At 58.6% G+C, this 19,710-nt stretch carries 14 protein-coding genes and 1 tRNA gene; 9 read left to right on the top strand and 6 right to left on the bottom strand.

The genetic code is table 11. The features are described from left to right. Positions 1–5: 5 nt before the first annotated feature. The 6 genes from ACQRC0_RS06025 to ACQRC0_RS06000 all read left to right on the top strand — a co-directional run bounded on the left by ACQRC0_RS06025 (position 6) and on the right by ACQRC0_RS06000 (position 7,110). Positions 6–1,091, top strand: coding sequence for an isocitrate/isopropylmalate dehydrogenase family protein (locus ACQRC0_RS06025; RefSeq protein WP_427728602.1), 1,086 nt, complete (start codon positions 6–8; stop codon positions 1,089–1,091). 127 nt (positions 1,092–1,218) lie between these two features. Continuing rightward, a complete protein-coding gene (locus ACQRC0_RS06020; RefSeq protein WP_427728600.1) occupies positions 1,219–2,304 on the top strand; it encodes a hypothetical protein in 1,086 nt (361 codons plus the stop codon). A gap of 532 nt (positions 2,305–2,836) precedes the next feature. Continuing rightward, positions 2,837–4,327, top strand: a complete 1,491-nt coding sequence (locus ACQRC0_RS06015; RefSeq protein ID WP_427728598.1) for a PTS transporter subunit EIIC — start codon at positions 2,837–2,839, stop codon at positions 4,325–4,327. Between the two features lie 232 nt (positions 4,328–4,559). Next, entirely contained in the window at positions 4,560–5,291 is a 732-nt protein-coding gene (locus ACQRC0_RS06010) for a GntR family transcriptional regulator (RefSeq protein WP_427718969.1), read from the top strand. Between the two features lie 143 nt (positions 5,292–5,434). Continuing rightward, on the top strand, positions 5,435–6,604 hold the full coding sequence (nagA, locus tag ACQRC0_RS06005) for an N-acetylglucosamine-6-phosphate deacetylase (protein ID WP_427728596.1): 1,170 nt from the start codon (positions 5,435–5,437) through the stop codon (positions 6,602–6,604). Positions 6,605–6,636: 32 nt separating this feature from the next. Continuing rightward, a complete protein-coding gene (locus tag ACQRC0_RS06000; RefSeq protein WP_117654927.1) occupies positions 6,637–7,110 on the top strand; it encodes a YhcH/YjgK/YiaL family protein in 474 nt (157 codons plus the stop codon). 212 nt (positions 7,111–7,322) lie between these two features. On the opposite strand, the gene ACQRC0_RS05995 is transcribed toward ACQRC0_RS06000, so the two are convergent. Continuing rightward, positions 7,323–7,398: transfer RNA gene (locus ACQRC0_RS05995), tRNA-Thr, on the bottom strand. A gap of 206 nt (positions 7,399–7,604) precedes the next feature. Continuing rightward, entirely contained in the window at positions 7,605–8,657 is a 1,053-nt protein-coding gene (locus ACQRC0_RS05990) for an aldose epimerase family protein (RefSeq protein WP_427728593.1), read from the bottom strand. A 206-nt stretch (positions 8,658–8,863) separates the two neighbouring features. On the opposite strand from ACQRC0_RS05990, the gene ACQRC0_RS05985 reads away from it, so the two are divergent. After that, a complete protein-coding gene (locus tag ACQRC0_RS05985; RefSeq protein WP_427728591.1) occupies positions 8,864–9,628 on the top strand; it encodes a DeoR/GlpR family DNA-binding transcription regulator in 765 nt (254 codons plus the stop codon). A 510-nt stretch (positions 9,629–10,138) separates the two neighbouring features. Here the strand turns inward: ACQRC0_RS05985 and lacG (ACQRC0_RS05980) are convergent. Next, positions 10,139–11,560 carry a 6-phospho-beta-galactosidase gene (gene lacG / locus ACQRC0_RS05980; RefSeq protein ID WP_260699522.1) on the bottom strand — a complete coding sequence of 474 codons (1,422 nt, stop codon included), beginning with the start codon at positions 11,558–11,560 and terminating at the stop codon, positions 10,139–10,141. Between the two features lie 75 nt (positions 11,561–11,635). Further along, positions 11,636–13,393: a PTS lactose transporter subunit IIBC gene (locus ACQRC0_RS05975; RefSeq protein WP_427718981.1), complete on the bottom strand. Its 1,758-nt coding sequence runs from the start codon at positions 13,391–13,393 to the stop codon at positions 11,636–11,638. Positions 13,394–13,677: 284 nt separating this feature from the next. On the opposite strand from ACQRC0_RS05975, the gene ACQRC0_RS05970 reads away from it, so the two are divergent. Then, on the top strand, positions 13,678–14,679 hold the full coding sequence (locus tag ACQRC0_RS05970; RefSeq protein WP_427728588.1) for a LacI family DNA-binding transcriptional regulator: 1,002 nt from the start codon (positions 13,678–13,680) through the stop codon (positions 14,677–14,679). A 356-nt stretch (positions 14,680–15,035) separates the two neighbouring features. Here ACQRC0_RS05970 and lacG (ACQRC0_RS05965) read toward each other — a convergent pair whose 3' ends face one another. After that, a complete protein-coding gene (gene lacG / locus ACQRC0_RS05965; protein WP_154514977.1) occupies positions 15,036–16,475 on the bottom strand; it encodes a 6-phospho-beta-galactosidase in 1,440 nt (479 codons plus the stop codon). Between the two features lie 66 nt (positions 16,476–16,541). Further along, the gene (locus ACQRC0_RS05960; RefSeq protein WP_427728585.1) at positions 16,542–18,317 is read right to left on the bottom strand and encodes a lactose/cellobiose PTS transporter subunit IIB; all 1,776 of its coding nucleotides are present in this window, start codon (positions 18,315–18,317) and stop codon (positions 16,542–16,544) included. 357 nt (positions 18,318–18,674) lie between these two features. On the opposite strand from ACQRC0_RS05960, the gene ACQRC0_RS05955 reads away from it, so the two are divergent. Beyond that, complete coding sequence (locus tag ACQRC0_RS05955; RefSeq protein WP_427728584.1) at positions 18,675–19,679, top strand: LacI family DNA-binding transcriptional regulator; 1,005 nt, start codon at positions 18,675–18,677, stop codon at positions 19,677–19,679. Positions 19,680–19,710 lie beyond the last annotated feature (31 nt).

The raw sequence follows: 19,710 nt of genomic DNA, 5'->3' as shown, positions 1-19,710 counted from the left end.
AGATTATGGCGCACGATGTAGTCCTGATTCCCGGTGACGGGATCGGTCCCGAGATTACGCAGGCCATGCGCCGCGTGGTCGAGGCCGCCGGTGTCCAGATCAATTGGAACGTCCAGGAGGCCGGTGCCGGCGTCATGGACGAGTTTGGCACGCCGCTGCCCCAGCATGTGCTCGATGCCGTCGCCCAGACCAAAGTTGCCATCAAGGGCCCCATCACCACGCCGGTCGGTACGGGGTTCCGCAGCGTCAACGTTGCCCTGCGTAAGTACTTCGATCTGTACGCCTGCGTGCGCCCCTGCCTGTCGCAACCGGGCGATGGCTCGCGCTTCCGCGATGTCGACCTGGTTATCGTGCGCGAGAACACCGAGGACCTCTACGCTGGTATTGAGTTCGACGAAGGCGCTGCCGAGGTCGAGGAGCTTTCACAGCTTGTCGAGCGCTCGGGTCAGAAAACCTTCGCCGCGGATTCCGCCATCTCGATCAAGCCCATCTCCATCGCCAAGAGCCGCCGTATTGTGGAGTACGCCTTTGAGTATGCTCGCCGCTGCGGCCGCAAAAAGGTGACGGCCGTGCATAAGGCCAACATCATGAAGGCGACTGACGGCCTGTTCCTGCGCGTGGCTCGCGAGGTAGCTGCCAACTATCCCGATATCGAGTTCAACGACAAGATCGTCGACGCCACCTGCATGGGTCTGGTTCAGAACCCCAACGACTTCGATGTTCTGGTCCTGCCCAATTTGTATGGCGATATCGTCAGCGACTTGTGCGCCGGTCTTGTAGGCGGCCTTGGCATGGCCCCCGGCTCCAATATCGGAGCCGACTGTGCCATCTTTGAGGCCACGCATGGCTCCGCGCCCGATATCGCTGGTCAGGATATCGCTAACCCCACGGCCGAGATTCTGTCTGCGGCTATGATGCTCGATCACCTGGGTGAGAACGACGCTGCCAATCGCATTCGCGCCGCCGTATCTGCCACGCTCGACGAGGGCGAGCAGGTTACCGGTGACGTGCGTCGTGCCCAGACCGGCTCCATTGAGGGCGCCGTGGGCACGCAGGCCTTTGCCGATGCCGTTATCGCGCATCTTGCCTAAGGGGATACGGCTTTCAAACGCCTAAGCGGTACTTATACGTTTGCGGATAACCTGAGAATGAATACGCCCGGCGCTCTGTCGGGCGTATTCTATTGAGGACTATGTTTCTTAACAAGGAGTAACTGATATGGGTCTGATTCAAAAGAAGGACGAAAAGGACGAGATCGACGGCATCCAGATCATCGAGCGCGGCGAAGGCCCCGACGGTGACGAGGACGAGAAGATCGATCTGGTCGCAGGTACGTCTGCCGAGCACATTGCTGCCGGCACGACCGCCGAGGAGGAGGACGCCCGCCTGGAGGCTCAGATTGCCGCGGATGCCGCCGACGAGAACCTCATGCCTGAGGAGCAGGACGAGGACGATGACTCCGACGTGGACGACAGCGCATCCAAGCACAAGAAGACGATGATTGCCGCCTTTGTGGTCGCCATCGTGATCGCTGCTGTGGTCGGCTTCTTTATTGGCAACGGTGGTTTTGGCGGCAAGGGCGTCGGCTCGGCGACCCTCACCGAGGACCAGCTCGATTCGACCGTGGCAAGCTACAGCTACAACGGCAAGAAGAGCGACATCACCGCGCGCGAGGCCATCGAGAGTCAGTACAGCCTTGATACCGTCAAGGATAGCGATGGCAACTACACCGCTCCCTCTGCCGACGTTATCCTGTCCTACGTGCGCAACAAGATCCTGCTCGACGCCGCCGAGGACGAGGGCATCACCGTCTCTTCTAAGGAGATGAAGAAGTACGCCGAGGATTCCATCGGCACTTCGGACTACAAGACCATGGCCACGCAGTATGGCGTGTCCAAGGACCAGGCCAAGCAGATCGTCCGCCAGTCCGCGACGCTGCAGAAGCTCTACAAGAAGAAGGTGGGCGATAGCTCCGCAAGCATGCCGATCGCTCCGACCGAGCCTTCTGACGGCAACGAGGACACTGCGAGCAAGGACTACGCCGACTACATCATCAACCTTGCCGGTGACGAGTGGGATAGCAAGAAGGGTACCTGGAAGGACGCCGATAGCACCTACGCTAAGGCTTTTGCCGACGATGCCTTTACGGCCGATAGCGCTACCTATAAGCAGGCCATGACCGCCTATTACACCGCCTACCAGCAGTACTCTTCGCAGGCTTCGAGCGCCAGCTCCAAGTGGACCGAGTACGCCAACGGCCTCTACGCCAAGGCCAATATCAGCATCTACGGCCTGTTTGCGTAAAGATTACCTGAGCCTTCGAGTACGAAGCCGAAATATCTGATGAAGCCCCCTAGAACGGAAATCGTTCTAGGGGGCTTTTTGCGTTGGAGGAAAGGGCGGGGAAGAGGGAGTAGGAGGGGTTTAATATACAAATTCTTGGAGACTTTATTCATGTAAAGTGAAAACGATTTCGGCCAAACTGGTAGTAACAATGTGGTACCACTGTTCATCTGGTAGTAACCAATTTTGATTCGAAATCGAATGGAAATTGCTAAGAATTAGTTTGGTAATGAAAGAAAAGCAGCACGTTTACCTGCGTAAATTACCGTTTACGGGCCAAAAATAACCGTTTGGCAACGAAATAGTAATTTGAACGAAATGTGGTGGACGTTTGAATTGAGTGTGTGCTACCGTACATACCAGCAACCCCAAATAGGGACTGGGTTGTCTAAGTTAGCGCACCAATGCCGGCAAGCGGAGAAGCCGGTATGCACAAGGCGCGGACATGGAACTCGTTGGTGAACAACGAAAGAAAGGTTGGAGGAGATACCATATGATGAAGTACCTCCAGAAGCTCGGCAAAGCGCTGATGCTTCCCGTCGCGGCGCTTCCCGTCGCAGGTATTCTTATGGGCGTGGGCTACCTGCTCGCTCCCGCAGTCATGGGTGCTGCCGGTGACACTACCGGTTTTGCCTATACCGCCGGTTTCCTGCTCATCAAGGCAGGCGGCGCTCTTATCGATAACATGGCCTGGCTGTTCGCAGTCGGCGCCGCTGTCGGCCTTGCCGACGATCACGATGGCACCGCTGGCCTCGCTGGCCTCGTCGCCTTCCTGATGATTCAGCAGCTCCTGAACCCTGCCGTTGTTGGCACTATCCGTGGTATGGATGCCGACGCCCAGACCGCTTGGCTCGCCACTACCGAGGGTATCGCGTTCTCCAAGATCGCTGGTAACTCCTTCATTGGTATCCTGTCCGCCATCATCGGTGGCACCTGCTACAACAAGTTCAAGGACACCCGTCTTCCCGACTGGCTGGCCTTCTTCTCCGGCAAGCGTTGCGTCGCCATCATGACTGCTGTCATCTGCATCGTCGTTTCCGTCGTCCTGCTCTTCGCTTGGCCCCTCATCTTCGGTGCGCTCGTCGCTCTGGGCGAGGGTATCGCTGCTATGGGTGGCATCGGCGCTGGCATCTACGCCTTCCTCAACCGCCTGCTCATCCCGACTGGTCTCCACCATGCTCTGAACAACGTGTTCTGGTTCGACACCATCGGCCTTGGCGACCTGACCCACTTCTGGGCTGGCGAGACCTCTGCCGACGTCAAGTGGAGCCTCGGCATGTACATGTCTGGCTTCTTCCCCTGCATGATGTTCGGTATCCCGGGCGCTGCCCTGGCTATGGTTCAGACCGCTAAGAACAAGAAGGCTGCTATCGGCCTGGTTGTCTCCGCCGCCATCTGCGCCTTCGTCTGTGGCGTCACCGAGCCCTTCGAGTTCGGCTTCATGTTCCTGTGCTTCCCGCTCTACGTTGTGTACGCTGCCCTGTACGGCATCTTCACCATCATCACCTACTATGTTGGTTTCCGTGCTGGCTTCTGCTTCTCTGCTGGCGCTACCGACCTCCTGTTCTCCGCTAGCCTCCCGGCTGCTGCCAACACCTGGATGATCATCCCGATGGGCATCGCTGCCTTCCTGGTCTTCTACCTCGTGTTCCGCTTCGCCATCACCAAGTTCAACCTCATGACCCCTGGTCGCGAGGATGAGGATGTCGAGGAAACCTCCGCTTCCGCCGCTGCTGGCGACGACAAGTTCGCCGCTCTGGCCGCCGCTGTTCTCGCTGCCGTCGGTGGCAAGGAGAACGTTAAGACCGTTGACTGCTGCGCTACTCGCCTTCGCTTCGAGCTCGGCGATTCCGCTCTGGTCGACGAGGCTGCCTGCAAGAAGGCTGGCGCTCTGGGCGTTATGAAGATGGACAAGGGTGCTACCCAGGTCATCATCGGTACGCAGGTCCAGGCTGTTGCCGAGGAGCTCAAGAAGCTTCTCTAAGCCTTAGAGACGTACGTGTCTTGCAAAGGGTCGTCCCGCTCCGCGGGGGCGGCCCTTTTTGCTACCTCGGTACTTGATGAGGCGGTGCGATTGGTATTACAGTACACGGGCAATTAACCGGTAAACAATATTGCAATGTGCTGGTTGACCTGCTGTTATTCCGTTAAAACTGCTATAGTACGTGGTGTCTGGTTACAACCAATTTCGAGTCATTTATCCGGCAGGTATCATCATGGCAATGGGAGCGCGCAAACAGCCTCTGTACGATCAGCTCGTCGATTTGCTGACCGATAAAATCGATCACGAACTTCGACCCGGCGACTATTTGCCGTCAGAGCGTGACCTGTCGGAACGCTACGGGCTCTCGCGTACGACGGTTCGCCTTGCCCTGCAGGAGCTTGAGCGCCTGGGCCTGGTGGTTCGTCAGCGCGGCCGTGGAACCATGGTGTGCGACCGCTCTCTGCAAACGGCAAACCTCTCGCAAATCTATAGCTTTACCGAGCAGATGAAGGCAATCGGCCGTGTGCCCAAGACGACGATTCTTGAGTTTACCGAGGTCGAGGCTGACAAGAATATTGCCGTAGAGATGAACGCGCGTCTTGGCGAGCGTCTGTACAAGATCAAGCGCCTGCGTATTGCCGATTGTGTGCCGCTGATGATTGAGTGTACATATCTGCCGAGTCGCAAGTTCTTTGCGCTTAAGCGCCCCATGATCGAGAACAAATCGCTGTACGACATGATCGAGCAGGACTTTCACGAGAAAGTTCGCGTGGCAGAGGAAGAATTCTACGCGAGTATCGCCCGCCATTCCGACGCCCGTCTGCTCGAGATTGCCGAAGGCGCACCGGTCCTGGATTTGATTCGTACCACATATGACATGAACAACGAGGTTATCGAGTATACGCGTTCGGTTGCGCGCGCCGACCAGTTTAAATACAAGGTCTACCACAACCGCGCAGTCTAGAGTTATTGGGTATAAACGGCTTGGTGTGTTTTGCGGCGGGTGCAAAATGCGCCAAGCGGTAGAAGGCAACGAACAATCGCTCGAATTAACAATGCAGTGGTTTTTGATCCGCCCTAAAACGCACTGCGGGTACGGGAGCATAGATGAGCACGTATGCTATCAAGGCCGACAAGTTCTTTTTGCCGGCGGGGCCGCAGCTGGGCGGCTACCTCATGGTCGAAGATGGCGTCTTTGGCGCTTGGCAGGCCGATGAGCCCGCTTGTGAGATCAAAGATTATTCGGGTACATGGATTGCGCCGGGCATGGTGGACACCCACATTCATGGCTTCTATAACCATGCCACGACCGATAATGATGCCGAGGGTATCAACATCAGCTCGACCGAGCTCGCTCGTCGTGGTACCACCAGCTGGCTGCCTACGACCTTTACCGACGGCGTGGAGCAGATCAAGGACGCCTGCGCTGCCATTGCACAGGCGGACGAGGAGCGCGGACCTGAGTTCTGCGGTGCTCGTATTCAGGGCATCTACCTGGAGGGTCCGTTCTTTACCATGAAGCATGTGGGCGCCCAGAACCCTGCTTATCTGATCGGCCCGTCCGAGAAAGTTTTTGACGAGTGGCAGGAGGCCGCCGGCGGTCGAATCGTCAAGAGCGCTATGGCGGCCGAGCGTGACGGCGCCGCCGCTTACGCCGCGGCTCTGAGCGCAAGGGGCGTCGTGACCTGCATCGGCCACTCTGATGCCACCTATGATGAGTGTGCTGCCGCCATCAATGCTGGCGCCAGCTGCTTTACGCATACCTACAACGGCCAGCGCGGTCTGCATCACCGTGAGCCCGGTGTCGTCGGGGCCGCTATGACCACGCCCAACACCTATGCCGAGATCATTTGCGACGGCAAACACGTGAACCCTGCTGCTATTAAGGCGCTGCTGCAGGCCAAGGGCTGGCAGCACACAGTGCTGATCACCGACTGCCTGGGTTGCGGCGGCATGCCCGAGGGCAAGTACACCAGCGGTGGCATGGATGTCATTATGAAGGACAACCTTTGCTGGCTTGCCGATGGCTCTGCTATCGCCGGCTCGGTGCTCACGCTCGCACAGGGTGTCAAGAACATTGTCGACTGGGGTCTCGCGAGCGCCGATATCGCAATTCGCATGGCGACCGAGGTGCCCGCGCGCTCTGCTCACGTCGAGGATAAATGTGGCAGCATTATGCCTGGCCGCGATGCCGATTTTGTCGTGTTCAATCCCGACCTTACCCTGGTCGAGACGTATGTGGGTGGCAACAGCGTCGGTAACGCGTTTGCCGAGTAGCCGCCAAAGAAACGATTCGAGAGGGGATTTAGATGATTTACGGTGCATTGGGCGATATCGAGGAGTATCGCGGAATGCTCAAGGGCCTCGACGTGCTGATCGACTGGCTCGAGGAGAACGACCCGGCGCAGCTCGAGGTCGGCAGCCATCCGATTCTGGGCGACAAGGTCTTTGCGAACGTCATGGCTCCCACGACGCGTCCCGAGGCCGAGGCTCACTATGAGACGCATCAGCGCTATCACGACCTGCAGATCGACGTCGAGGGTCGCGAGGCCTTTAAGGTCGCCACGGGCAGCCTGACGCTGGTCCAGGAGTTTGACGAGAAGGACGACTACGATCTGGTCGATTCCGACGCCTCGATCGCCGGCGATCTTGCCGACGACAAGTTTGCGCTGTTTGTTGCCGGCGAGCCGCACATGCCCACGCTCGAGTTCCCGGGCGATGGCGCACAGCCGGTCAAGAAGATCTGCTTTAAGCTGCTTGCAGACGCTTACTGGGAGGAGTAGCGAACTGCCCGACTGAGCTGTTCGTATGCTGGCGTGTTTTCCCTAAGGGAAGCACGCTACGACCCCGTTAATCGTGTTTTCCCTAGGGGAATCACGATTAACGGGGTTTCTGTTTTTGAATAGGGGAGCTGACGCTGTTGCGATGCGTGGGTGGGCGCGCGCACTCAAAATCGAAAACAAAAAAGCCGCCCGAAGGCGGCTGTCTTGTGCGATGGAGCCAGCGACCGGGCTCGAACCGGTGACCCCCGCTTTACGAGAGCGGTGCTCTACCAACTGAGCTACGCTGGCGGCCATGTGGTGACGCAGATGAGGCGTCAACGGCTGTCTATGATACGGGACATCGCAAATCCGCGCAAGTGTTCTGACGGCTTTTCTCACGTTAAATGCACTAATCACTCAAGCCGGGATGTGCCTGGTTGCCTACAACTAGGTAGAAAAACGCCCGTCGGCGGTGTGCCGGCGGGCGCTGCTGTGCGATATGTCGCGTTGCGGGCTTAGTGCCTCATAAAGTGGTACTCGATCACATTGCTGTAGGGGTGACCCGGGCCCACAATGCCCTGCGGGAACAGCGGCTGGTGCGGCGTGTCGGGGTACATCTCGGCTTCGAGGGCAAAGCCGGCGCCCCAACCATAGTTGGCGTCGTCCTTGGCGTGCTCGTCGCCCAGCCAGTTGCCGGTGTAGAGCTGCACGCCCGGGGCGGTGGTGTAGTAGTCCAGCTCGCGGCCGGTCCACATCTCCTCGACGTGCAGGGCACGGCGCAGATTGCGGCCGTACTGATAGCCGCCAATGCACAGGCAGTGGTCGTAGCCGCGTGCCTGCTTAATCTGCGGATGGTCGGCCTCCATGCCAGGCGCGACGGGGCGTAACTCGCGAAAATCAAACGGTGTTCCCTCGACCGGAGCAATCTCGCCAGTAGGAATGTTCTGGTCGTCGATGGGCAGGTAGTGGGCAGCGTTAGCAACAAAGAAGTGCTCGCAGTCCATGCCGGCATTATGACCGGCAAGGTTAAAGTACGTGTGGTTGGTCATGGACACGTACGTGGCGCGGTCGCTCTCGCAGCCATATTCGATACGGAAGCGGCCGGTGTGCGTCACGGTAAACACGGCCGTAAAGGTGCGGTTGCCGGGCAGGCCCAACTCGCCATCCTCAAGTGAGGTGGTCATGCGCACGGCGTTGTGAGCCTCGTCGAGCTCAACATCCCACACGCGCTTGTGCAGGCCGTGTTCAAGATCGCTGTGCAGGTTGTTGGCGCCCTCGTTGGCGGGCATATGCCAATCCGTACCGTCGATGGTGATCGTTGCACCCGCAGTGCGGTTTGCCACGGGGCCAATGGTCGCGCCAAAGCAGGCGGGGTTGTCAAAGTAATCCTCGAGCTTATCGAAGCCCAGCACCACATCGCGCACGTTGCCGGGAATGTCGGGCACATCGATACCCAGCACGGTGGCGCCATAGTCCATAATGCGAACGCAGATCTCGGGCCCGTTGAGGGTGTAACGATGAACGGGGGTACCGCACGGCGCGGTGCCGAAAAGCTCAGAAGTGATCATTTGGTTCCTAACATCGAGGTATTTCCGACAAACTGTAGCGCGAACAGGCGAGATTATCACTACACCCCACTAAAGCAGGGGGTATTTTTCTCAAAAAAGTGATGATTGGAGCTGTGCGGGCGTTCATTTTTGACGCGCACGAGTCTGATACAATTTGTTCGTTACTGTTTGAATGATATGCGCGCAAAGAACGGCGAGGATTCATCGTGATTAAAGCGGAGCGACAGGATAAGGTTCGTCAGCTGCTCGAGGAGCAGGGCACGGTCTCGGTCAAGGAGATTTCGGACGTGCTGGGCGTCTCGGATATGACGATCCGCCGTGATCTTGAGGAGCTTGCGAGCCTGGGCGAGATCGAGCGCGTGCACGGCGGCGCCCGCAGTGCGCAGGGTCGTCCCCACGCTATGTTGCGCCACGAGTACTCGCACAGCGAAAAGCGCACCAAGCATGCCGAGGAAAAGCTGCAGATTGCGCGCCGCGCCGTGGAGCTTATCGAGGAAGGTTCGACCATCTTTTTGGGTACGGGCACCACGGTTGAGCAGATGGCCTCGATGCTGCCGGCGTGCCGCCTGCGCATTGTGACCAACTCGCTTTCGGTGTTTAGCCTGCTCGAGGCGCGCGAAGACTGCGACCTGTGCCTCGTGGGCGGCATGTATCGTCGCCGCACCGCCGCTTTTGTGGGACCAACGGCCGAGGATACCCTGCGTGCGCTGGGTATCGATGCGGCGTTTATCGGCGCCAACGGCATCTTGGACGGTGACGTATCTACGTCCAACATGGACGAGGGCCGTATCCAGCAGCTCGCTTTTAGCAAGGCAGACTCGCGCTATCTGATCGCCGACTCCAGCAAGATCGGCAAGCGCGACTTCTACACCTTCTGCCGCCTGGACAGCCTGGATGCCGTGGTGTGCGAGCCGGGTATTACCGCCGAGGATCGTGCCGCCATCGAGGAACACACGCAGGTCATCTGCTAGCTAACGCTATTGGATTGCTAACAGGCGATGCGGGAGGACTTTTACCTCCTGTCATTGTGGAAACCAGCGCGTCAGCGCTACGCGATATGACGCGCAAATGGGGACTTCGCTATCAAATTGTCTCAACCTGTGATATCTAGGCGGCCAAAAGCGAGTCAGATGTTACAGATCGAGATTTTTGGCTCAGCCTATTCCGTTTGTCTCAATCTGTAACAGCTAGGACCTAAAAACTCGACTAGGTGTTACAGATCGAGATTTTGTCTACCCAGCCATCACCTTTGTCTTGATCTGTAACAGTTAGACGGTTAAAAGCGAGTTAGATGTTACAGATCGAGATATTTCTGCTCGGGCGTTCTGTTTGTCTCGATTTGTAACAGCTAGGGCCGAAATATTCGGCTAGATGTTACAAATCGAGACAAACGACCTGCTCGGGCCGAGCCAAAACAAAAAGGCCGCATGCGAACCCGTGGAGGGATTCGTATGCGGCCGACAGGGGGTATGCGGCGGAAACTAGGCCATGAGCAGGCCGGTCTCCGCGACGTTCTTGTACCAGTACGCGCTCGCCTTGGGATAGCGCTTCTGGGTCTCAAAGTCGATGTAGAACAGGCCGTAGCGCTTGTTGTAGCCGTTGGTCCAGGAGAACTGGTCCTGCAGCGACCACACAAAGTAGCCGTCGACGTTCACGCCGCCGTCGATCGCCTTGAGGATCCACGCGAGATGCTGGCGCATGTAGTCGATACGAGGGGCGTCGTCGATAAAGCCATCCTCGAAGTCGTCCTTATAGCCCATGCCGTTCTCGGTGATGTAGATCTTCTTGTAGTTGGGGTAATCGTTCTTAATGCGCAGCAGCAGGTCGTACAGGCCCTCGGGATAGATGATCCAGTCCCAATCGGTGGTGGGAACGCCTTCGCGCACGCACGACTCGCCCACGCCCTTGAGGAACCAGCGCGAAGATCCCTTGTCGCCGGTGCCATTGTGGTTGATGTCGTTTTCGCCCTCGGCAGCACGAAGGAACTGGCACTTGTAGGTGTTGACGCCCAGGCAATCGTTGTAGGGGAGCGCGGCGGTCAGCGCGGCGATGTCCTCGTCGCGGACGTCGAGCTCGCCGCCGGCGATATGGGCCAGCTTGGTCGCAGCCTCCATGGTGTCGGCGGCATAGTGGCCGCGGAAGGTGGCGTCGAGTACCCAGCGGTTGTTGATGACGTCGGCCATGCGGGCTGCCTCGCAGTCGGCAGCGTTGTTGGGGTCGAGGGGATACTTGGGCTCCAGGTTCTGGACAATGCCGATCTCGCCCTCAAAGCCGCCCTCATGGAAGGCGACGACAGCCTTGGCGTGGGCCACCATCATGTTGTGCATGAGCTGGAAGGCCTTGTCCAGGCGGTACTTCTCGCCGTGCGGCCAGTTGCCGACGATAAAGCTGCCCTCGGCGGTTGCGGGAATCTCGTTAAACGTGAACCAGTGCTTGACCTCGGTGAACTCGGCAAAGCAGAACTTGGCGTACTCGACAAAGGCGTCGATCGTCGTGCGCGTCAGGAAACCCTCGCCGCCGTTCTGGTAAAAGGCCTCGGGCGTATCGAAGTGATCGAGCGTGACATAGGGGATAACGCCAGCTTTGTTGCAGGTGGCAAAGAGCTCGTGATAGAAGGCAACACCCTCGGGGTTAATCTCGCCAGTACCGTTGGGGAAGATGCGGCTCCAAGCGATGGAGACGCGGATACCGTTGATGCCGAAGCGCTGGCACAGGTCGATATCGACCGGGTACTTGTTGTAGAAGTCGCTTGCAGGATCGGGGGAGAAGCGACCCTGAGCTGCCAGGAAATCGTCCCAGGGCACTTTGCCCTTGCCGTGCGTGCGGGTCTCGCCCTCAACCTGGTAAGCGGCGGTGGCGCCGCCAAACACAAAGCCGTCGGGGAACTGCATGGGGTTGGTCATGAGGCATCCTTTCTGCGGGATACGAATAGGGAGAGGTGCCCGAACTGGGGATCCGGGCACCAACAGAGGGAGGAACTAGTCGAGGTTCTCGCGGAGCCACTTGATGGCGCCAGCGGGGTCGCGAGTAAGGTCGATATATTCCTTACCGCGCGGGGCGAGCAGCTTAATGCCCAGGCGATCGGTGTCGGCCTTCATGTCGTTGTAGTAGCTACGAACCTGCGGGGCAAGCACGATAACGTCGTACTGATCCATGATGGCAGTGTGCTGACCATAGGCGCCCGCGGAGGAAGCGATGTTCTCTCCGGTCTGCGCAGCACCTTCCTTGATGGCGTTGGCAAGCATGGCAGAGGTGCCGGCACCGGCGCACAGGACGAGGACCTTCAGGCCATCGACATCCTTCTTGGCGGATGCGTCGGCGGCGGGCTCGGGCTGATCGGCGACAGGCTTGCTGTCGGCGGCAGCGGCGGTCGGCTCGACGGCGGGCTCAGAGGTGCTGGCGGCGATGGTGGCAGCACCATCGGACTCAAGACCCAGCTCGGCGGCGCGCTCGGCCTCCTGGTCGCAGAGCAGCTTATCGTACGCCTTCAAGAACGGCAGGTAGATGATGGCGTCCAGCAAGATGATGATCGCGACAAATACCAGGGCGATAAGCTGGAAGTTCGTGGTGATGAAAATGCCGATGGGGGCAGGGGTAGCCCAAGGCACCACGAAGGAGAAGCCGTTCATGCCCACGTTATCGATAAAGAACTTGGCAACACTCACGTTGACGCAGCCGGCGGCAACAAAGGGGATGAGCATGTAGGGGTTAAGGATCATCGGCGCGCCAAAGAGCAGCGGTTCGTTGACGGCGAAGGCGACCGGTACGATCGAGGCCTTACCGACGGCTTTGAGCTGCTTGGACTTCATGAAGAGAATCAGCAGAAGCGGCACGATGAACGTGGCGCCGGTGCCGCCGAACTCACCCACGAGCGACATGTTGAAGGTGAGGGAATGGGCGGGGTGACCACCGGCCAGCAGAACCTGCAGGTTCTCGGCCTGGTTGGCAAGACGGATGGGGTCGATGCCCGGCTGGACAATCGAAGGACCATGGACACCGATGAACCAGAAGAACGCGGTGGCTGCCTGGATAAGGATAAGGCCAGGATAGGTTTCTGCAGCGGTAAAGAGCGGGGAGAGCAGTTTGATGAGCAGCTCGGAGAACGGAACGCCCATGAGGTTGCGCACGACGACATCGATGATGCCGCAGATGATGACGGCGCCGCCAAAGGGGATGATGTCGCGGAAGTTCTGAGCGATGGCGCCCGGGACTTCCTTGGGCAGCTTAATGGTCAGATCGCGCGAGACGCAGAACTTATAAACCCAAACGGTAATGAACGCGGCGATATAGGCCGAGAACAGACCGCGCGTACCCATGCTGGTGCAATCGAAGACCGAAAGCTCGGAGCCGTCGAACTTGGTAGTGAACTGCGTAACAGCGAGCAGCAGCATGCTGCACTGGGCGGCCACCATGGTGGAGCCGTCGTTGAGCACCTTGCCGGCGGGCATGCGACGGTTCATGGAGGCCGTGAAGTTCTTGGCGGTGGTGCCGGCAACCATGATGCCCATAACGCCCATGGTGAAGTTGTACAGCTTATTGCACCAGTCGATGAGCGGCTGGGGCAGCGTGATGCCAACTACGCCGGGAAGGGTGGCAATCAACAGGAAGATCGAAGAGGTGAGGACAATGGGCATACACCCAAGGAATCCGTCCTTGATGGCCTGGAGGTAGATGTTTCTCGAGATCTTCTCAAAGAACGGCTGATGCTTTTCGAGCATCTTTACGATGGCGTCCATAAAGCTCCTTTGTTACTTGATGCGCGATGCATGTGGATGGAACTGGTCGTCGATGGATGGTCAGGACTGCCCGGAAACCTTCCCGCTTAAGGAAGGCATTGCGAAATGACAACGTTGTCATTTCGTTAATGACAACGTAAGACATTTTTGGAAGAGCAACAAGGATTTACGGGTGAACGGTCGATATTGTCCGATAAACGGCTGATTTGTCAGTCGGGCAGGTAGTGTATGCTAGAACGCAAAAAACAAGCGATAGAGAACCGAGTGGAGAAGCAGTGGCAACGATGGACAAGAAGAATGTTTCGATGAACGATGTGGCGATTGCCGCGGGTGTTTCTCTCAAGACGGTTTCGCGTGTGATCAACGAGCCCGATAGCGTGCGCGAGTCGACGCGCGATAGGGTCCATGCTGCCATGGAGGCGCTTGGGTTCCGGGCGAACTTTGCCGCGCGTTCACTCAAGTTGGGCCGTTACGGGTGCATCGGCGTGGTGATGTTCCACTTGTCGGGCGGCGCCGTGGACATGATTGACGGAATCGCCGATGCAGCCGAAGAGCGAGGCTTTGCGCTCACGATGATCAAAAAGCGGGCGGGGGAGAAGATGACCCTTGCCGAAGCGGCGCGCAGGATGTCGCAGCTTCCCGTCGACGGCATGATCTTCAACCTGCGTCAAATGGTCGATGACTTTGATACCTTTGAGGCGCCGAAAGACCTCAAGACGGTGATTATCACGCCGATGGAACATCCTACCTGCTCTACCGTTAGTGACGATCAAGAGGGTGGTGCGCGCATGGCGTGCGAGTACTTCTTAAATCGCGGGCACAAGAACGTGTATTTCGTTTCTGGTAAAAAAGAGTCGCTGTCGAGCCAGTGCCGTATGAAAGGTTGGCGTGCAGCACTCGAGACGCGTGGCATTGAGCCGCCCGAGCCTCTGCAAGGTGATTGGAATGCGGATAGTGGCTATGCCGCGGGCCTTGTGCTTGCCGATAAACCCGATTGCACGGCGGTCCTCGCTGCTAACGACTGCATGGCAAACGGCGTTATGATGGCTCTACGTGACAAAGGGCTCAGTGTGCCCGACGACGTGTCCGTGATCGGCTTCGACGATGAGCTCTACAAGACGATTCCCAACTCGATTCTGACGTCGGTGAAGTTTCGCCACCGCGAGCTGGGCATCCGTGCACTTAACGAGGTCGTCGCAGGCCTTGAGGCTCCGAGCTCCAGAAGCCGCACGCTTGTGTCGGGCGTGCTGATCGAGCGTTCCAGCGTGAAAGACCTGCGGGCGTAGACGTGCTCAGCTCGTTCATCTCAATCTGTAACAGGTAGGACCGAAATACTCGGCTAGATGTTACAGATCGAGATTGAGAGGATTGTCCTGTGCGTTTATCTCAATCTGTAACAACCAGACGTCCAAAACCGGTTTTAGTGTTACAGATTTAGACAAACGGCCCCGTCTTCCCGGTTTGTCTTGATTTGTAACAGCTACGGACCAAAAACTCGGCTAGATGTTACAGATCGAGACAAACGGCCCCCCAGCCGAACAAAAACAAAAGGCCGGGGGCGGCGCGCCGTGTGACGTGCCACCCCCGGCTGAGAAATGGGGACAGGTTATGTGAGCGGGGCAATTCCGCTGGTCGCCAGCCGCTAGTCCAGACGACGGGTCTGCGCCACGTGCTTGTACCAGTAGGCGCTTGCCTTGGGCGTGCGCTTCTGGGTTTCAAAGTCAACGTAGAAGAAGCCATAGCGCTTGTTGTAACCATTGGTCCAGGAGAACTGATCCTGCAGACTCCACAGGAAGTAGCCGCCCACGTTGACGCCCACCTCCATGGCCTTGAGCAGCCAGCGCAAGTGCTGCTCGATGTAGTCGATGCGCGGCTGGTCGTCCACAAAACCGTCCTTGTAGGGGTCCTTGTAGCCCATGCCGTTTTCTGTAATGAAGATCTGCTTGTAGTTGGGGTAGCGCTGCTTAATGTAGACGAGCAGATCGAACAGGCCCTCGGGATAGATGATCCAGTCCCAGTCGGTGGTGGGGATGCCAGGCTTGTTCACGTGCTCGCCAATACCCTTAACGCGCCAGCGGCCGGTGCCCTTCTCGCCCGTACCGTTGTGGTGCAGGTCGTTCTCGCCGTCGTAAGCCTTCAAGAAGCGGCACTGGTAGTTGTTGACGCCCAGATAGTCGTTGTAGAGCGCGGCCTCGCGCATAATCTCGAGGTCCTCGTCCAGGATCTCGATGGTGCCGCCCGAGACGGCAGCCAGACGGTTGGCGCACTCGAGGGTGTCGGGCGCGTAGTCGCCGCGGAAGGTGGCGTCGAGCAAGAACTGGTTCTGCAACACGTGCTCGTTGTTGGCGGCTTTGATGTCGGCGGGGTCGTTCTCGTTGAGCGGATACTTAAACTCCAACGACTGAATGACGCCGATCTTGCCCTTAAAACCGCCGTTGTGGAAGGCCAGTACGGCCTTGGCGTGGGCGAGCATCATGTTGTGCTCGCACTGGAAAGCCTCGGCCAGATGCGCCTTGACGCCGCCGGGGAAGGTGCCCTCGATGTAGGTGTTGGAGGCATCGGCCCAGATCTCGTTAAAGGTGAACCAGTAGGTCACCTGGTCGGCGTACTCCTTAAAGCAGAAGGTGGCAAAGTCCACAAAGGCATCGATGGTCTCGCGGTTGAGGAAGTCGCCCTTCTCAAAGAGGGCAAGCGGCGTGTCGAAGTGATGCAGCGTGACAAACGGCTCAACGTGGTGCTTGTGGCACTCGGCGAAGAGATCGTGGTAGAACTGCACGCCCTCAGGGTTGATCTCGCCGGTGCCGTTGGGGAAGATGCGGCTCCAGGCAATGGAGAGGCGAATGCCGTTGATGCCGAACTCCTCGCACAGCTCCAGATCGACGGGGTACTGGTTGTAGAAGTCCGAAGCGGGATCGGGGGAAAAGCGCCCCTGGGCCTCCAGGAAGTCGTCCCAGGCAACCTTGCCTTTACCGTGGGTGCGGGTCTCGCCCTCTACCTGGTAGGCAGCAGTGGCGCCGCCAAAGACAAAGTCCTCGGGAAACTGCGCAGGCGGGTTGGTGACGCTAGCAGGGTTAACGGACATGATGATCCAATCGTCTAAAGCGAAGGGCCAGCCGGTCTTGGATGGTCGGCTGGCCCTGTGCGTTACTTACTTCGAGAGTTGCTCGCTTACGAAGGCGAGAGACTTATCGCCGTTCTGGGAAAGCTCAATGTACTGCTTACCGCGGCAGGCGACGCACTTGTTGCCCACGCGCTCGCAGTCCTTCTGCAGGTCGGCCAGGTAGCTTGCGGCTTGCGGGGCCAGGACGACCAGATCGAAGTCGGGGAGCATGTCCACGTGGTTGCCATAGGCCTCGGCAGCGGTTTCAAGATTGATGCCGCGCTCCTTGGCGGCCTTGGCCAGCGCGTTGGCGAGCAGGCCCGAGGTACCGCCACCCTGGCAGAGCACGAGCACGCGTTTGCCGTTGAGGTCGCTGGTGGCCGTTGCCTCGGCAGCGGGTGCTGCGGAAGCGGCGGGAGCGCCGGCTTCCACGGCCTCGGCAGCAGCGCCGGCGGCAACGCTCTTGGCGTCGGCCTTGCCCTGGAAGGCATCGTTGAGCTTGGCGGCCTTCTCGGCGTTCTTGGCGGCGAGCTCCTCCTGGGAAATCTCGGCCTCCTCGGCGCACTTCTGGGCGTCATAGGCACGGAAGAACGGATAGTACAGAACGAAGTCGACGACCAGGATAAGGGCGAGCATCACAAAGGCGAGCGGCTGGAAGCCCAGGCCCATGATGGTGCCGATGGGGCCGGGGACGGTCCAAGGCAGGGTGTACATAAAGCCGTTCATGCCCAAGAAGTCGATAAAGATCTTGAGGATCCAGATGTTGGCGATCGGGGCAAAGACAAACGGGACAAAGAAGACGGGGTTGAGCACGATAGGCGCGGCGAACAGCAGCGGCTCGTTGACGGCAAAGCACACGGGGACGATGGCGGCCTTACCGACAGCGCGCATCTCCTGGGACTTGGCCAGGAAGCAGAACATAAAGACCAGGACGAGCGTGGCGCCGGTGCCGCCCATGCAGACGACGAAGTACTGGGCACCCTGGGTCAGGACAGCGGAAGCGTGCTGGCCGGCCTGGAACGCAGCCAGGTTGTCGGTCATGTTGGCAACGAGGGCGGCGGCGATGGCGGGCTCGACGATCGAGGGGCCGTGGACGCCCACGAACCAGAACAGGCTCATGGCGCCGTAAATCACAGCAAGGCCGATGTAGCCGTCGGCAGCGGTGAACAGGGGCTGGAACACCTGGATGACGCCCTGGGCAAAGCAGAAGCCAAAGGCAGCGCGGAAGACGATGTCAAAGACCCAAAAGACGGTGATGCAGACGGAGAAGGGGATGATGTCCTTAAAGGTCTGCGAGATGTTGGGCGGAACCTGCTCGGGCATCTTGACGGTGATGTTGCGCTTGATAAAGAACTTGTAGATGATGCCGGTCACAAACGCAGCGATGAAGGCGGTCAGCAGGCCCTTGGAACCAAGGTAGGTGGTGTTGAAGCCACTGGCGGCATCCGTGGCGATGGTGTCGCTCGAAAGGAGCAAGAAGCCGATGATGGCCGCGCACATGCACGAGATAAAGTTGATCTGGTTATTCTTGGGCAGATCGCGGTTCTGGGCGTCGGCGAAATGCTTGGCCGTGGTAGCGGCGCAGGCGATGGCCAGGATGCCCATGGAGTAGTTGTAGCACTTCCACAGGGCGTTGTTGATGTCATCGGGCCAGTAGAAACCCCAGATGTTGGGGACCGAGGCTACCAGGCAAAAGATGGACGAGAAGATGATGATGGGGATGACGGAGATAAAACCGTCGCGGATCGCCTTGAGGTACTTGTTGCGGGCGATCGCGTTGAAAAAGGGCTGGCCCTTTTCGATGGTGGCGATGAGTTGCTCCATGCAAAGCTCCTAAGAGTCGGTGGGTTAGCAACGATGGTAGCTTTTGACGTTTGGTTGCCAAAATGTTGACGTTGCCATTTTGTGACACAAAATAAGACGCGAACCGATGGCCCCTGTGCCTGCGGACCGTCGATTTCTTGCGCGTAAACGTTTGAGCCGCCCGGTGGCTCTGTGTTTGCGCAATGGCAACGTTAACATTTGGGCGATAAAAGCCGTTCGGGGAAGCAAAAATGTCGGTGAACGGTAGGTTTTGGGTGGTGAGCGTATGGTGGGGGAGGCGTTAGATATACTTGAAGATGTTTCATTTGACTGCGTAGGGTGCCACCAATGGCATCGTTGACATAGAAAGATCGACCTATGGCCGCTGTTAAAAAATCGGTTTCCGTTAAGGATGTGGCGCTCCTCGCGGGCGTCTCAGAACAGACGGTCTCGCGCACCGTCCACGATTCGCCCAGCGTGCGCCCCGAGACCAAGGAGCGCGTGCGTGCCGCCATGCGCGAGCTGGGGTATCGCCCCAATTTTGCCGGTCGATCGCTGCGCCGCGGCAAGTTTAAGACCGTCGGCGTCGCCATGTTCAACATTACCGGTACCGGCAACCTCGACCGTATGGAGGGCTTTGCCGCCGCCGCCGATAAGCACGGCTACGCCATTACCCTCACTAAAGTAGATGGACATCCGTATACCCTCGAGAGCGCATCGTCGCGCATGAGCGCACTGCCGGTGGATGGCATGGTCGTGATCATGAATCGCATGCCGGCGGACTTTGGCACCTTTGAGCCGCTGCCTGGTATGCAGACGGTGCTCGTTACCATGCTGGAGCACCCGCTGTGCTCGACGGTCGATAACGATCAGTTCGATTGTTCGCGCCAGGTTGTCGAGTACTTGCTGGGGCAGGGGCACAAGACCGTGCACTTTATCTCGTGTCCCGAACGCTCGCTTTCGGGCATGCAGCGCGAGGAGGGCTGGCGCGAGACATTGCGCTCGCATGGTATTGAGCTGCCGCGACTCATCCGTGGCGACTGGACGGCGCAGAGTGGATATGCCGCAGGCCAGGCTCTGGCGGACGATCCGACCTGTACTGCCATCTATGCCTCCAATGACGCCATGGCCTACGGCTGCATTCGCGGACTCGAGTCGCGCGGAAGGCGTGTGCCCGAGGACGTGAGCGTGGTGGGGGTTGATGATAGTCTGGGCGACATCGTGCCCGATCGTCGCCTGACCACCGTGCGCTTTGACAACAAGCGTGTCGGCATGTGGGCAGTCGACAAGATCGCCGGCGCCGAGGGAGTTGCGTCTGGCGTGGAGCACATGCTGATCCCCGGCGTGCTCGTAGAGGGCGATACGGTGCGCGATTTGCGTTAGGGCGCGGTCCTGTTTGGGTTTCCGTTAATCA

This window comes from Collinsella sp. SGI.033 (assembly GCF_050315135.1).
In the GTDB taxonomy this organism is placed as follows: domain Bacteria; phylum Actinomycetota; class Coriobacteriia; order Coriobacteriales; family Coriobacteriaceae; genus Collinsella.
This window is presented reverse-complemented; position numbering and strand designations above follow the sequence as displayed.

Bases quoted from the DNA above. Each gene is read 5' to 3' on its own strand.
- ACQRC0_RS06010 (WP_427718969.1), top strand. From the start codon at position 4,560: ATGGCAATGGGAGCGCGCAAACAGCCTCTGTACGATCAGCTCGTCGAT.
- ACQRC0_RS06020 (WP_427728600.1), top strand. From the start codon at position 1,219: ATGGGTCTGATTCAAAAGAAGGACGAAAAGGACGAGATCGACGGCATC.
- ACQRC0_RS06015 (WP_427728598.1), top strand. From the start codon at position 2,837: ATGATGAAGTACCTCCAGAAGCTCGGCAAAGCGCTGATGCTTCCCGTC.
- lacG (WP_154514977.1), bottom strand. From the start codon at position 16,475: ATGTCCGTTAACCCTGCTAGCGTCACCAACCCGCCTGCGCAGTTTCCC.
- ACQRC0_RS05960 (WP_427728585.1), bottom strand. From the start codon at position 18,317: ATGGAGCAACTCATCGCCACCATCGAAAAGGGCCAGCCCTTTTTCAAC.
- ACQRC0_RS05955 (WP_427728584.1), top strand. From the start codon at position 18,675: ATGGCCGCTGTTAAAAAATCGGTTTCCGTTAAGGATGTGGCGCTCCTC.
- ACQRC0_RS06000 (WP_117654927.1), top strand. From the start codon at position 6,637: ATGATTTACGGTGCATTGGGCGATATCGAGGAGTATCGCGGAATGCTC.
- ACQRC0_RS06025 (WP_427728602.1), top strand. From the start codon at position 6: ATGGCGCACGATGTAGTCCTGATTCCCGGTGACGGGATCGGTCCCGAG.
- ACQRC0_RS05990 (WP_427728593.1), bottom strand. From the start codon at position 8,657: ATGATCACTTCTGAGCTTTTCGGCACCGCGCCGTGCGGTACCCCCGTT.
- ACQRC0_RS05975 (WP_427718981.1), bottom strand. From the start codon at position 13,393: ATGGACGCCATCGTAAAGATGCTCGAAAAGCATCAGCCGTTCTTTGAG.
- lacG (WP_260699522.1), bottom strand. From the start codon at position 11,560: ATGACCAACCCCATGCAGTTCCCCGACGGCTTTGTGTTTGGCGGCGCC.
- nagA (WP_427728596.1), top strand. From the start codon at position 5,435: ATGAGCACGTATGCTATCAAGGCCGACAAGTTCTTTTTGCCGGCGGGG.
- ACQRC0_RS05970 (WP_427728588.1), top strand. From the start codon at position 13,678: ATGGACAAGAAGAATGTTTCGATGAACGATGTGGCGATTGCCGCGGGT.